The sequence below is a fragment of the Sinomonas sp. ASV486 genome (assembly GCF_030908215.1).
GTDB classification, from domain to species: domain Bacteria; phylum Actinomycetota; class Actinomycetes; order Actinomycetales; family Micrococcaceae; genus Sinomonas; species Sinomonas puerhi.
Genome location: NZ_JAVFJK010000011.1, coordinates 44153 through 56611 on the forward strand (window position 1 = coordinate 44153; position 12459 = coordinate 56611).

12 protein-coding genes are annotated in these 12459 nt (G+C 66.6%); 4 read left to right on the top strand and 8 right to left on the bottom strand.

All coding sequences use genetic code 11. The annotated features are described in order from the left end of the window. Window positions 1-94: 94 nt before the first annotated feature. The 3 genes from RBS60_RS15380 to RBS60_RS15390 form a co-directional block, all read right to left on the bottom strand. Window positions 95-355, bottom strand: coding sequence for a hypothetical protein (locus RBS60_RS15380; RefSeq protein ID WP_307958460.1), 261 nt, complete (start codon window positions 353-355; stop codon window positions 95-97). Window positions 356-589: 234 nt separating this feature from the next. Next, window positions 590-1222, bottom strand: coding sequence for a GntR family transcriptional regulator (locus RBS60_RS15385; protein WP_307958461.1), 633 nt, complete (start codon window positions 1220-1222; stop codon window positions 590-592). 166 nt (window positions 1223-1388) lie between these two features. Beyond that, the gene (locus RBS60_RS15390) at window positions 1389-2042 is read right to left on the bottom strand and encodes a hypothetical protein (protein WP_307958462.1); all 654 of its coding nucleotides are present in this window, start codon (window positions 2040-2042) and stop codon (window positions 1389-1391) included. A 136-nt stretch (window positions 2043-2178) separates the two neighbouring features. Here RBS60_RS15390 and RBS60_RS15395 point away from each other — a divergent pair, with 136 nt between their 5' ends. Further along, on the top strand, window positions 2179-4752 hold the full coding sequence (locus tag RBS60_RS15395; protein ID WP_307958463.1) for a hypothetical protein: 2574 nt from the start codon (window positions 2179-2181) through the stop codon (window positions 4750-4752). A gap of 75 nt (window positions 4753-4827) precedes the next feature. Here RBS60_RS15395 and RBS60_RS15400 read toward each other — a convergent pair whose 3' ends face one another. From RBS60_RS15400 to RBS60_RS15410, 3 genes are all read right to left on the bottom strand, one after another. After that, window positions 4828-5739: an HNH endonuclease signature motif containing protein gene (locus RBS60_RS15400; RefSeq protein ID WP_307958464.1), complete on the bottom strand. Its 912-nt coding sequence runs from the start codon at window positions 5737-5739 to the stop codon at window positions 4828-4830. Window positions 5740-5763: 24 nt separating this feature from the next. Further along, window positions 5764-8886: a DUF3427 domain-containing protein gene (locus tag RBS60_RS15405; protein ID WP_307958596.1), complete on the bottom strand. Its 3123-nt coding sequence runs from the start codon at window positions 8884-8886 to the stop codon at window positions 5764-5766. A 102-nt stretch (window positions 8887-8988) separates the two neighbouring features. After that, window positions 8989-9192: a hypothetical protein gene (locus tag RBS60_RS15410; RefSeq protein WP_307958465.1), complete on the bottom strand. Its 204-nt coding sequence runs from the start codon at window positions 9190-9192 to the stop codon at window positions 8989-8991. A 94-nt stretch (window positions 9193-9286) separates the two neighbouring features. Here RBS60_RS15410 and RBS60_RS15415 point away from each other — a divergent pair, with 94 nt between their 5' ends. Next, complete coding sequence (locus RBS60_RS15415; RefSeq protein WP_307958466.1) at window positions 9287-10120, top strand: SDR family oxidoreductase; 834 nt, start codon at window positions 9287-9289, stop codon at window positions 10118-10120. A gap of 3 nt (window positions 10121-10123) precedes the next feature. Here RBS60_RS15415 and RBS60_RS15420 read toward each other — a convergent pair whose 3' ends face one another. Next, on the bottom strand, window positions 10124-10354 hold the full coding sequence (locus RBS60_RS15420; protein ID WP_307958467.1) for a hypothetical protein: 231 nt from the start codon (window positions 10352-10354) through the stop codon (window positions 10124-10126). Between the two features lie 268 nt (window positions 10355-10622). Here RBS60_RS15420 and RBS60_RS15425 point away from each other — a divergent pair, with 268 nt between their 5' ends. Further along, the gene (locus tag RBS60_RS15425; RefSeq protein ID WP_307958468.1) at window positions 10623-10928 is read left to right on the top strand and encodes a YciI family protein; all 306 of its coding nucleotides are present in this window, start codon (window positions 10623-10625) and stop codon (window positions 10926-10928) included. Here the strand turns inward: RBS60_RS15425 and RBS60_RS15430 are convergent. Next, window positions 10906-11532 carry a TetR family transcriptional regulator gene (locus RBS60_RS15430; RefSeq protein WP_307958469.1) on the bottom strand — a complete coding sequence of 209 codons (627 nt, stop codon included), beginning with the start codon at window positions 11530-11532 and terminating at the stop codon, window positions 10906-10908. The genes RBS60_RS15425 and RBS60_RS15430 overlap by 23 nt on opposite strands. Window positions 11533-11648: 116 nt before the next feature. On the opposite strand from RBS60_RS15430, the gene RBS60_RS15435 reads away from it, so the two are divergent. Continuing rightward, a complete protein-coding gene (locus RBS60_RS15435) occupies window positions 11649-12389 on the top strand; it encodes a DUF981 family protein (RefSeq protein WP_307958470.1) in 741 nt (246 codons plus the stop codon). The last annotated feature ends 70 nt before the right edge of the window (window positions 12390-12459 follow it).

Here is a 12459-nt window from a genome sequence, read left to right on the forward strand (position 1 = left end):
TGACTACCTGACGACACTTGATATATCAGAACCTAGAGTGTGATCCGGCGCACTGTCAACGTCCTGGGGTTAACTCTGCGTTACGCCCGCAGACCTATGGCTGCCGGTAGGGCCGATGGATGAACCGTCCGACGGGCAGCACGAGCGGCGGCCTGGTCAGCGGAGGCGTGGTCAGCGGCGTGGCCCATAGCGGCACTGTGCGCGTCCCGACCACCGCAGGGAGTGGCGCCGAGGCCCAATACCGCCCGGGGAATACAGCCGGAGCCGAGGACGACGTCCCGTATTGCGCGCCGCCGAGGAGGGCCGCGGACAGGACGGCCAGCGCGCAGAGGGCGGCCGACGCCGACGTCGCCAAGCGGCTATGGTCCGAGGTGATCCCGTTCGTGGCGCCCCGGCGAGCCGCGGCGGCCTGCTGCAGTGAATGCCCGCGCGGCAAGAATACGGTGATTGCCGCGCGGCGAGCCACTGGTCCGGCTGCAGAACGTAGGCGCATGGGATCCCCTCTGGCTGAGGCTCCCAGCGCGCCTGTAGCACCAAGGGTCCGCTCGGGACGCACCAGCGTCAAGGCTCGGGGGCCGTCGCGAACAGTTCAGACGACACTGGCGATGTACCGGCTGAAGTTGCGCACGTGCGCATCCATGAGGGCGCCGGCCTCATCCGGGTCCTTGGCGAGGATGGCGCGGAGGATCGGACCGAGCTCGGCGATGTGTTCGACGACGAGCGGGCGCCTCTCGAGGACCACGAGCCAGATGCGGGTGGAGAGGTTCCCGTAGTGGCGGAGCGTGTGCTCGAGGTGGCCGTTGCCCGTCAACGAGTAGATGGCGTTGTGGACGGAGAGGTCGAGGCGCATGAGATCGCCCTGGTCGACGGCGCGCTCCCCCACCGATTCGATGAGCCCTACGTACTGCCCAATCTCGGGGCTCTGGGCATCCCGGATATTCCGTGCCGCGAGCCGCGCGGCAGCCGGCTCGAGGATCTGTCGCACCTGGCCGACCTCCGAGAGGTCGGTGATATCGATGGGTGCCGCGAACGAGCCTTTGCGCGGCTGCGTCACGACAAGCCTGTCGTTCTCCAGGCGGTGCAGCGCCTCGCGGATGGGCGTGCGGCCCATCTGCATCTCCTTCGAGAGCTGCGACTCGTTGATGGACTCGTTGGGCCGGATGTCGAGCATGATGAGCCGGTCCGCAATCACCTTGTAGGCGATCTCCGCCAGCGACTCCATGCCAGACCACCTCGCCTCTCCCGCAGAGCCCAAAGGCTCAATCTACCCGGAGGCCGTCGAGTGGGCCTAAGCCCAAGCCGTGCCGCAACGCACGACGGCGGGCCCGCACCTTTTGCGGTGTGGGCCCGCCGAGGGTCCCCAGGATCGTCTGCGCGTCGGGTCAGCCCTAACCGGAGACGGTGAGGCTATAGGTGACAGTCTCGGTGAACACGGTCCCGTCCGGCTGGGCCAATGTGCCGCCGAACTTCAAGATGTGGGAGCCAGCCGAGAGACCCTTGAGCAGCGCGTAGTACCCGGAGTCAGCACAGGGACTCATGTAGCCCGCTGGAGCCCCGAACACGTTGTCTGTGGGCATGTTGAAACTGAACAGGTCTGAATGCTCGAATTGGATTGCGTTGGATGAGAGGTTCTGGCCGTCCAAGGTCGCGTAGAGGTTGCTCGCCGAGTCTTGGACGAATGCCGTGTAGGAACGCACTGTCTTCGCCGGGACGTTGTCGTGGGCGTACTCGACGTCAACAGCGTTGACCAGGGGAAAGTACAACGAGGTGCCTGCCGGGATGGTGCAGCTGCGGGTCACAGGCGCAGTGGAGTTGAACGCACCCCCAAGGAACCACATCTTCCCGCTCTGCTGGTTCGCGCACAACGCTCCTGTGGTGTCGAGCAGGGGGTTCGACGACTTGGGCTGCGTGAGCGCCCAAGTCCACCACTGCGCGGCGAGCGTGCTGTAGTCATTGGAGCCGCCGGTGGCAGCACTGGCCGCCAGCGGTGGGGCGAACATCAGGGCGAACGCTGTGACGAACACAAGCACTATCTTCTTCATAGTTCCTCTCCTCGGCCCTATTGCTCAGCGGACGCAGTGCTGAGCTTGCAGGTCGGATTATCGCCTCGCGGCATTACTGCGCCGTTATCGGGAGCGAGGCGGCCACATACCGCCACTCATTGGTGACTACGCATTCGTGGAGGAAGCTCGGAACATTGACACGCTGCGCGCCCACCCCGATGCTCGTGACAAATACTTCCGGCCGGGCGCCGACGTCATCGCGGGGTGGGCCATGAACGAGGGGAACGAGTCCAACGGCTCCGGCGGGATACTTCCCGACGCGCCTGACCTGACTGGCCTCACCGAGATCCGGGTGCACGGCGTGGGCGGGTTCACGCCACAGGAGATTCTCGGCGACCCGGCGCCCACGACGGTGTGGGGAGATCGGATCGCGGGGTTCTACCGGACCGCGGATGATCGCGGCCGGCACCTCGAGGCGTACGCGTGGGGCGGGCTGACATCCCGCTCGCTGGTGCGCGTGCTGTGGACCCTCCTCGCCCCAGCGATGCTCGCGAACATGGCAGGGTGGACCGGCCGGCGCCGCGCCATGCCCGTCGAGGTCGAAGCCCGAATGGAGCCCTCGACGTGGGCCTTCCGGTGGTGCGCCCGGCTCGCCGCCCTCGCGCTGACGGTTAGCGTGGCGGTCATGGTCACCCTGCCGAGCCTGGACACGGTGGCGTACCAGTGCCTCGGGCAGACGGGGTGCCGCGCCCGCCTGTGGGTCGCCTCGTGGATCGACATCCTCGCTCCGCGGGACCTGCTCGGGGTGCGGCTGGTGTGGGGCGTGGTCCCGTCGGTCGTCATCGCGGGCCTGTTCGTGTGGCTGGCGCGGGTCTCGAGGAACCGGTACGAGCGCGTCGAGCCGCCCATTGACAAGGATTCCCTGCCAGAGCCGTCGCCGCTGTGCGCGGCGGCGCAGCGGGGCGGGCTGCGCAGCCCAGAGTTCTGGTCGGGGCGGCTGTGGCACTCGCACCTCTCGAGGCTGCACTTCACCGCGGCGATCGCGGTGGCCGCCGGAATGCTGGGGTGGTGCGTCGCAGAGGCCAGCGAGCTGCACGGCGCCCCGGCGGCGTGGGCCTTCGGTGGGCTGCTCCTCACGGTCGTGGAGCTGATGGCCCTCGTCTTCGCGCTCGCGCGTGACGAGGCGAACCAAGCGCTGTCGTGGACGCTGCTCGCGGCCGCACTGGTGTCTCTCGGGGCCGCGGTGGTGGGCGCGCTGCTCCTGCCCGCCGGGCCGTACGCGCCGCGCAGCGGCGTCCTGCCGGGCATCGTTACCGCCGTCAACGCGGGCTGGGCCTACTCGATCGCGCTGCTCGCGCCGCTCGTGGCCCAGCAGGTCGCCGCGTGGCTGTCCCGGCGCCGGTACGAACGCCGCCGGGCTTCCGCGAGCACGGAGCCCGCCCCGGCCATCCCCGTCTTCCCTTGGTCTGCCCCGGTGGTGCTCAACGCCGTCGCCCTCGTCCTGGCCAACGGCGTGCTTGTCTCCGCTGCCCTGCTGGTGGCCACCTGGCTCGGCCCGGTCGACTACGGCAAAGGCCCCGAGGACGGCTGCGCCGACCCGTCAACGCTCTGCGTCCCGGTGGCCGTGCTCTCGGTGCAGACGATCCTGGTGTTCGGGCTCGGCGTCGTCCTGATCGGCCTGCTCCTCGTGGCTGGCCTTCGGCTCCTCGTCCGCGCCCGGGAGGGCGCCGTGGGGCTCACGGGGACGCTCGCCCCCGAGTACAGCAAGGTGCCGCCGCCAGAATCAGGGGCCCGCCCGTCCGCCCTGCCGGCCGCCGCCGAGGCAGAAGCCGAGGCAAAGAGGGAGGCGTGGATCTACTCGGCGCTCGGCCCGGACGCGGACCCCCGCCACCCGCACCGCGAGCCCCCGCAGTGGGTCCGCCGGATCTCCCTCGTGCGTGTCCTCGCGGGGTCAACGCCTGCCCTCGCCGCGGCACTCACCATCGTGATCGCCCTCGGAAGCCTCGTGGGCGCCGTCGTGTTTCCCGCCTACGTGCTGCTGTTCGCCCAGAAGCCGCCCGTCCTCTTCGCCACGGCGATCATGGCTCTCGTGGGCCTGCTGCCGGTCGCCTACGGGTTCGCGGCCCGCTATGCGCTGCGGGACGAGCGCAAGCGCCGGCTGCTGATGGTGCCGTTCGACGTCGGAACGTTCTTTCCGCGCTCGTTCCACCCGTTCGCGCCGCCCTCGTACGCGGAGCGTGCGGTACCGGATCTGACCCGGCGCATCTGGTGGATCCACGACAACGGCGGCCGGGTAGTGCTGAGCGCCCACTCGCAGGGCAGCGTGATCGCCGCCGCGACGCTCCTGAGGCGATCCGGCCGCCCCGACCCCAAGGTGGGGCTCGTGACGTTCGGCGCGCCGCTCGGCAAGCTCAACCGCTGGGCGTTCCCCTCTCTGTTCAGCGACGGGCTCCTGCGCTCCCTCGCGGCGGGCCGGGGCGGGCTCGCGCCCGTGCTGTGGCGGAACCTCTACTACGAGACGGACTACATCGGCGGCCCCGTCGAGTCGCACTGGGCCGCGAGCGCTTTCCCGGGCGACGACGTGATCGCCACCGGGGCGGTGGACGCGTGCTTCCTCGACCCGCCGTCGGACAAGTACGTCTACGGTCAGCCGCTGCCGCGCATCCTCAGCCACACCGGCTACTGGTTCGACGCCAGCCTGTGGCGGGAGATCAACGCGATGTGCGACAGGATCACGCCTCCGGACTGAACCCCACGCACGACGGCGGGTGGTGGTCACCGCCGCAAAGTGCGGTTTGTCGGATCGGAAGGCAGCGTCCGCAACCTACCCAGCCTTGAAGCGCTCCCATGCCATCTCCAAGAGATCCAATCTCGGCTTGAGCGACCTCGATGTCGGAACGGACATCAAAGATCGGCCGTGCATCTCCTGGAGGCCGTACTTCAGCATGGGACCGTCGATCTCGAGCAGGAGATCGGCCTTGATCTGCACGACAAGATCCGGCCGAATGCCGAGAAGTTGGGAATCGAACGCTGCGTGGTGGATCTTGCACATTGCCATGCCGTTGACCACTGACGCAATCCCGGCCTCATCTCGGTCTGGCACGATGTGAGCGGCATCCAGGAGCGGCGGATGACCAAGATTGCAGACGGCACACCGCTGGCGATAGGCGAGCAAGACCTGGGTCCTGAAGATCCCCTGGAACAGGCGATGTCGTGTCTTGACGTCAAGATAGCGTCTGATGTGTTCCTCGGCGTAACTGTCCGATCCCAATTCGGCCGCGTCAGCGCTTACGAGGAATTGGTGGCCTTCAGGCTCCTCGCCGACCACATAGACCGGGAAGTACGGCTGGAACAGGCCTTTGGCAATGCCAACGAACCAAATCAACGGGGCCCGAAGGTCCATCGCGGCACGGAGCGCGCGATTCGTGGCCTCATTTGGGTCGGTCCCGTTCCACTTGTAGCGAAGGAGGATCTCCTTGTCGATGACGCCATCATCGTATGGCCGTTCTGCACCCTCAGGTCTGAACGTCGTCGTTATCGAGAGTGCGGAGCTGAAGCCCGATGGCTTCCAGATCCCCTTCACACGGTCCTTGAGCGGAAGGGATTCCCCAGCCAAGGTGAAGTCCCGAAGTTCTGCCCAGGTGACCGCGCCTGCACCATCGTGGGTCCGGGCTGCGAGCCACTCCATGATTTGTGCACGGATGACGTCTTCATCAAGCCCGAATCTCTCGATCACGAGCGTAAGCCTAGGCTGGCCACGTCACACAGCCACCGCATTGGCAACCGCGAAAACGTCAGCAGGCATTGGACGCTGGAGCTTCCACGTGATTCCGATCGGCTTCTCACCCGAATGGCTCACGTAGCGCGCAGTTCCGAGGCAGGTGTACTGCAGAGTCATTCCGCGGTCATCCTTCGCCGCTGCGCGTGTGAAGAGCACAACCTGGGATCCGCCGTTGAGGTATCGCTGCCCATCAGCGGAGCTAACCGTCGTGCGGCTCTGCGACTCCCAGTGGAAGATCTCGGGACTGATTGCGTAGTCCTTGTAGAGGGTCGTCGGCGAGTGGTCGCGCTCGTCTTTGTCGAGTGTCACGAGGAAGGCATCGACACCCGCCTCCTGGCACCACGCCACACCTTCGCGGTGGTTTCCAATTCCCTTCCCGGGGAAGTCGAACGCAGCCAGAATCTCCTGACGGGTGTATGTGGCGTGCGACTGGATCGGAACACGGGCAAGATCCATGCCGAGGGACCTTGGCGAGTGGCGGGCAGCATCTGCGCCAATTGCGCTGACTTGCGCGATTTCGGACGAGGCCCACGGGAAGCTTCGTACGTAGTCGAGTCCTGTATCGATGTCGGAGCCACCCAGCGCAGACTCCTTCTGAAGCTCAAGCGTGAAGTAGAGCATGCGAGCAAATGCCCTGGTCCGAAAATCCATCGCCTCGTACCTTGGCGAATCCTCCCGCAGGAGGCGAGCGTAGACTTCAGCCCGTTCCGCATCGTCTACATGTAAGAACCTCGAAATCTTGCTGAGAATCCGTTTCTCGGCCGAACTGGCTAGATCCACAAGTCGAGTCGAGAGAACTTGCTCGAAGACTGAGTCCGGGCTGATGAGCTGGGCTGCCCGGAGGTATCCAGTCCAGGAGTCCTTGGTATCGCGGTAGAGGTCCCTGATCTCCGTTCCCGACTCGCGAAGGTACTCCGCCAAGAACGTCGTCCCATGTGAACGGACATCTTGAGCCAGCGCCTTGCGTGTGAAGCCAAGTTGCGTCCGGATGTTGGTCAGGACGATGTCCTGGGCGACGCGATCCAGCTGGATCTGACAGCCGGACGGCAGCGTCGGGAATTCGTCGGTCATCTCCCGCTCGAGGCGTTTGCGACCCACTCCGAGAAGTGCTCGGTACTTCACATCAAAGCGGAACTGCCGGTGCTGTTGCCCGATGAAGTCGAGGACGGTCAATACGGCCTTGCCAGGCGCTCTGCGGAGGCCTCGTCCCAGTTGCTGCAGGAAGACTGTCGAGCTCTGGGTCGGGCGCAGCAGGAGGACCGTATCGATCTCAGGGACGTCAAGTCCCTCGTTAAACAAATCGACGGCGAAGAGGCAGCTAACTTCTCGATCCCTCAGTTTGCGAAGAGCCTCGGCCCGCTCGTCGTCCGGCGTCGAACCACTGACCGCGAGGGAGGCGATTCCCGCCCGGTTGAAGACCTCTGCCATGTAGTGCGCATGCTGAATCGAGACGCAGAACCCGATCGCACGCATGTCCGCGGTGCTCAGCACCTTGTCCCGCACAGAGCTGATCACCTTGGCGGCCCGAGCATCGTTTCCCGTGTAGATCGCGCTGAGTTGCGATAGGTCGTAGGTTCCCCGATGCCACTCAAGACGCGACAGGTCCACATCATCAGCCACACCGAAGTAGTGGAATGGGACCAAAAGGTCCTCGCCCAACGCGTCCCAGAGGCGCATCTCGCTCGCTGTCCGACCGATGAAGTACTCGTTGGCGACGCTGACGCCGTCCCCGCGTTCCGGCGTCGCCGTCAGGCCGAGTAGTTCCTGGGGCGCGAGACGCTCGAGGATGCGTCGATACGTGGGCGCGGCGGCATGGTGGAATTCATCGATGACGACGATGTCGAAAGCTTCCGGACCGAGTTGGTCGAGGCGCTCTTCGCCCAGCGACTGCACCGATGCGAAAACATGACGCCAATCGCGCGGGACGTCCCCACCGACCAGGATCTCGCCAAAGCTTCCGTCATTGAGAACACGACGGTATGTCGCTAGGGACTGTTCGAGGATCTCCCTGCGGTGCGCCACGAATAGCAGCGTCGGCCTCTCGGGCTTGCCCTCGGCCAGACGCTTGTAGTCGAGTGCCGCCACGACCGTCTTACCCGTGCCAGTAGCCGCAACGAGAAGATTCCTGTGATAACCCTTCGAGCGCTCGGATTCGAGATCGTCGAGCATTTCCTGCTGGTGGAGGTAGGGCATTACCTCGAGGCCTGTGGGGCCAAGATCTCGCTGCCGCTCGGTGCTTCCAGACCGTCGGAGAGCCTCATCGAGGCGCTCCGCGTCGGTGTCGGGGTCGTAGGGGACAAATCGCCGGTCTTCCCAGTACGAGTCAAAGGTGATCTGGAACTTCTGCAGGAGGCGCGGGGTCCCGACGCCCGACAGCCGGACGTTCCATTCCAGACCGTCTAGCAGTGCGGGTTGGCTGAGGTTCGAGCTTCCCACGTACGCCGTATTGAACCCTGTCACTCTGCGGAACAGCCATGCCTTGGCGTGAAGTCTCGTCGCGTTGGTCTCATAGTTGATCCGGACCTCAGCACCGTAGCGTCGGACGAGTTCATCGATCGCTTGGCGCTCCGTGGCTCCCATGTACGTGGTCGTGATGACCCGCAGGCGAGTTCCGCGGTCCCTGAGCGCACGAAGTTCGGCCTCCAGAAGCCTCAGGCCACGCCACTTTATGAAGGCGCAGATGAGGTCCACCGAACTGGCTGATTCGAGCTCCCGACGCAGTTCGTGGGCGAGGTTGGGGTCCTCATGGCTCGCCGTCAGAAGGGCGGCATCACTGAAAGGCGTGGTCGGGCGGCGCAGCTCCCTGCGGCGAATGTCTGTGGAGTCATAGACCGCGTGAAGGATTTCCGGACCGGCCAGAACAAGATCCGGATCTTGATCGTCCGCAATCGAGCGAAGGAGCCGATTGGCCGTCGCCACACGGTGTTCGGCCGGAGCCGAGGAAAGCTTCGCCCTTGCAACCTTTTCAATATGACGGGCTAGGAGGTCTGAGACGTCATCTGCGGAAACGGGCTGAAATGTCGTTGCGCGCCCTGCCGGCAATGCAGTCACTCGCTGTTGGAGTTCCTCTGTCCTCAGAGTCTCGTACAGCCCATTCGGCAGCTCTGCCCCGTCGATTCCCCCAGAATCAGTCACCCGCTCAGCCTATGGCCACCATCAGACATTCCACGACGGGCACGGCCGAGAGAGTCGGGGCTGAGATGTCTACCCCTTCCCCTGCTCCCGCTTCCGCCGCTCCGACTCCTCGCGGTGGCGGCGGATTTCCGCCTGGATGAGCTGCTCCTCCTCGGTGAAGCGGAGGGCGTTGGCGTCGTCGACGGAGTCGCGCGAGCCGTCTGCCTCCTGCTCGGCAGGGAACTCGGCGTCGTCGTCGGCGGGTTCGGGGGTGGTGGCACGCTGCTCAGTCATGGCCACACTGTAAACCCGTTGGAGTGGGATGTGGGGTTTCGACTCCACGGCGGATTTCGGCTTCACTCTGCCACCGTCCCGGTACGCTCACAGCATGACAATCGGCATCACCGGCGTCACCGGGACGATCGGCGGGCAGGTCGCCCGGCTCCTCGCCGCCGACGACCTCCCGCTCGTTCTGCTCGCGCGAACCCCAGCGAAGGCACCCAAGCTGCCACGCGCCGTCGTGCGCCCGGCCGACTACGGCGACCGCCCCCTCTGCGAGCGCTCGCTCGAGGGCGTCGAGACGCTCTTCATGGTCTCCGGGCGGGAGAGCGAGACGCGTATGGACGAGCACCGCAGCTTCATCGACGCAGCCGCCGCGGCCGGGGTGCGGCACGTGGTCTACACGTCCTTCATGGGAGCCGAGCCCGACGCGACCTTCACCCTCGCCCGCGACCACTTCGCCACCGAGGAGTACATCAAGGACGCCGGCCTCGCCTATACGTTCCTTCGCGACTGCCTCTACTCCGACTTCCTCGAGGGCATGGTGGGGGACGACGGCGTCATCCGCGGGCCCGCGGGCAACGGCGCCGTCGCCGTGGTCGCCCAGGCGGACGTCGCCAGGTGCGCCGCCGCCGTGCTGCGCGACCCGGCCGCCCACGCCGGCGTGACTTACACCCTCACCGGCCCCGAGGCCCTCACCATGGCCCAGATCGCGCACATCATCTCCGCCATCCGCGGCACCCACGTGACCTTCCACAATGAGACCGTCCCCGAGGCCTACGAGTCGCGCAGGAAATGGCCGGCGCCCGACTGGGAGTACGACGCCTGGGTCTCCACCTATACAGCCGTCGCAGCCGGCGAGATGGAGCACGTGACGGACGACGTCGAGACCCTCACCGGACGTCGGCCCATGAGCCTCAAGGAAGTCCTGCTGGCCGAGTAAGCATCAGCCGACCGGGTGGCCGTGGCTGCAGACATCCTGCCCAGGAAGGATGTCGTGGCCCTGGATGCACGTCCTCTCGGGCGCGAGGGGCGCGTCATGCTGGCTGACGAACAGGCTGCTCCGGCCGTGGGCGATGCCGTCGCCCTCCCGGGTGTGCCATCTCTTGTGCGGACCTTCTTTGGGCGGGACCGCATGCGAGGAGGCCTCGGACTTGGGTGCGAATGGATTCTTCATGATCCCCACCGCCTCGGGTGCTGGGCGGCGCCCCTACGGCGCCGATAGTCAAGGATAGGCTCGAAATGTGGGGCCATCACCCCCGCAATGTGGGGCGAACGCGGCTTTGGCTGGGGTGCGGCGAGTCCCGGCCAGGCACCTCGACCCGAAGGCGCGGGAGGCCGCCGTCGTGCCTTGGTCCCAGAGGTGGGCCGACCGTGGGCCACGGGCTCTACACCCGCGGGCCCAGCGGCGGTACCGTTACGCCACGAGCGGCGGAAGGACTGTGATGGCACGCTTCCTCATCACCTACCACGGCTACCCCTACCCGGACATGGACGTCCTCACCGCCCAGCGGCGCGACTTCCGGGCATGGGCCCAGAAGGCCCTCGGACAGGCCATGGTGGACTTCGGTGCGCCGGTCTATGACGCCGGGCAGATGTCCACCAAGGGGCCGCCTCTCCCGCCGGTCGAGATCGACGGCTACACGATCATCGAGGCGCGTTCCGTGTCCGAGGTCCGCGCTCTCCTCGAGGACCACCCATTCCTCGCCCTCGGAGGCACGATCCAAATCAACGCGTGCTTCGACGTGTGACCTGGCCCGTGGCCCCGCGGAAGCCGAGGAGCTCGAGGACCCTCGCGACGGTCGCGGTCGCCGCGGCGAGGCCGGCGTCGGCCTCCGTCCCGTCGGCGTGGAGTAGGCCCGCCGCGATGACCTGCATGACAAGCTCGACGTCGCGGTCCGCGAGGCGGCGCCCGGTCATGCGCTCGAGGGCCGCGTTGACCGCCTCGGCCAGGAGCGGCCGGTGGGCCTGCATGATGCGCTGCAGGCCGGCGTCGCGCCCGGCGTCGAGCATCGGGAGGAGTCGGAGCACTACGACGTCCGCGGCGAGCCCCGGCGCGAAGAACACGTCCATGAGCTCCCCCGCGATCTCCTCGAGGGTCCGCGGCTGCGCGTCCAACTCGGCGGCTCTCGTCTGGGCCGCACGTGACCGGAGGTCCTCCGCACCCTCCACCGCCGCCGCATAGAGCGCCTGCTTGGTCGGGAAGTAGTAGTTGCCCGATCCCGGCGCGAGCCCGGCGGCCTCCGCGACCGCGCGGTGCGTGATCGCCGCCGGCCCGTCGGAGATGAGGAGGCGGGCCGCGGCGTCGGCCATCCGGCGGCGCCGCTCGCGGCTGCGCTCCTGCTTCCCCTCCACCCTGCCCATTGTGCAGGAATAAATCCCGGGGGCCCGTTGCTCCACTCCATGTCTATACACGTGTATAGGTTTTAGAGAGGCGGGCAATCCCCCGCACCATGACCAAGGAGTCAGACATGTCGGTTCCCATGGGACTGAAGATCGACTGGTCGACGATGCCGACCTACAACACCATCATGTCGGTGGCCGCGGGCGCCGCGCTGATCGCGCTCGTCGTCCTCGGCAAGGACCTCATCAAGGCCCGCACCAACGGACCCGGATCGGAGCCCCTGCAGACAGACGGCTGGGCCGTGGCCCTCGGCATCCTCGGCCTCGTCCTGTTCCCGACCGGCCTGCACATGACCCTCACATGGCCACTCGCCAAGGGCGGCTTCCCGTTCGACAACGTGATCTTCGGTGAGACGAGCCTAGGCCTGAGCGCACTGCTCCTCGGCGCGGCGTTCTACCTCTGGAAGCGCGGCACGGTACTTCGCGAAGCCGCCGACCCGGTCGCCGCGGCAGCGCGCGTGGCCCGGCCGATCTCATGGTTCGTCGGCGGGCTCGGCCTGAGCCTCTTCGGGATCGCCGCCGCCGGCATCACCTACCAGCTCTTCGCCGCTCCCCCGCAGGAGCCCATCTCCGGCGCGTTTGCCCAGTGGCCGTGGCTCGAGGCCACGTTCATGTCCGGCCTCTTCGCCCTCGTTGGCCTCGGCGCCGTCCTGTTTCCGTTTGCCGCGCGCCAGCTCCGCTCCGGCTACAAGCACCAGGTGATCGTCCGCTGGATCGGCGCACTCTGGATGATCGCGGGCATCGTCTTCCTGCTCTTCGGTGCCATGAACTTCTTCACGCACATCGGGCTCATCGTCAACACGATGTGAGCCGTCAGGCTCGGACGGCGCCCCGTAGACCAGGTCTGCGGGGCGCCGTGCCGTGTCGGGTGTGCTCGGG

What these genes read in the sequence shown, in the direction of transcription:
- RBS60_RS15385 (WP_307958461.1), bottom strand. Translation starts at nt 1,222, where the DNA reads ATGGAGTCGCTGGCGGAGATCGCCTACAAGGTGATTGCGGACCGGCTC.
- RBS60_RS15390 (WP_307958462.1), bottom strand. Translation starts at nt 2,042, where the DNA reads ATGAAGAAGATAGTGCTTGTGTTCGTCACAGCGTTCGCCCTGATGTTC.
- RBS60_RS15410 (WP_307958465.1), bottom strand. Translation starts at nt 9,192, where the DNA reads ATGACTGAGCAGCGTGCCACCACCCCCGAACCCGCCGACGACGACGCC.
- RBS60_RS15415 (WP_307958466.1), top strand. Translation starts at nt 9,287, where the DNA reads ATGACAATCGGCATCACCGGCGTCACCGGGACGATCGGCGGGCAGGTC.
- RBS60_RS15420 (WP_307958467.1), bottom strand. Translation starts at nt 10,354, where the DNA reads ATGAAGAATCCATTCGCACCCAAGTCCGAGGCCTCCTCGCATGCGGTC.
- RBS60_RS15425 (WP_307958468.1), top strand. Translation starts at nt 10,623, where the DNA reads ATGGCACGCTTCCTCATCACCTACCACGGCTACCCCTACCCGGACATG.
- RBS60_RS15435 (WP_307958470.1), top strand. Translation starts at nt 11,649, where the DNA reads ATGTCGGTTCCCATGGGACTGAAGATCGACTGGTCGACGATGCCGACC.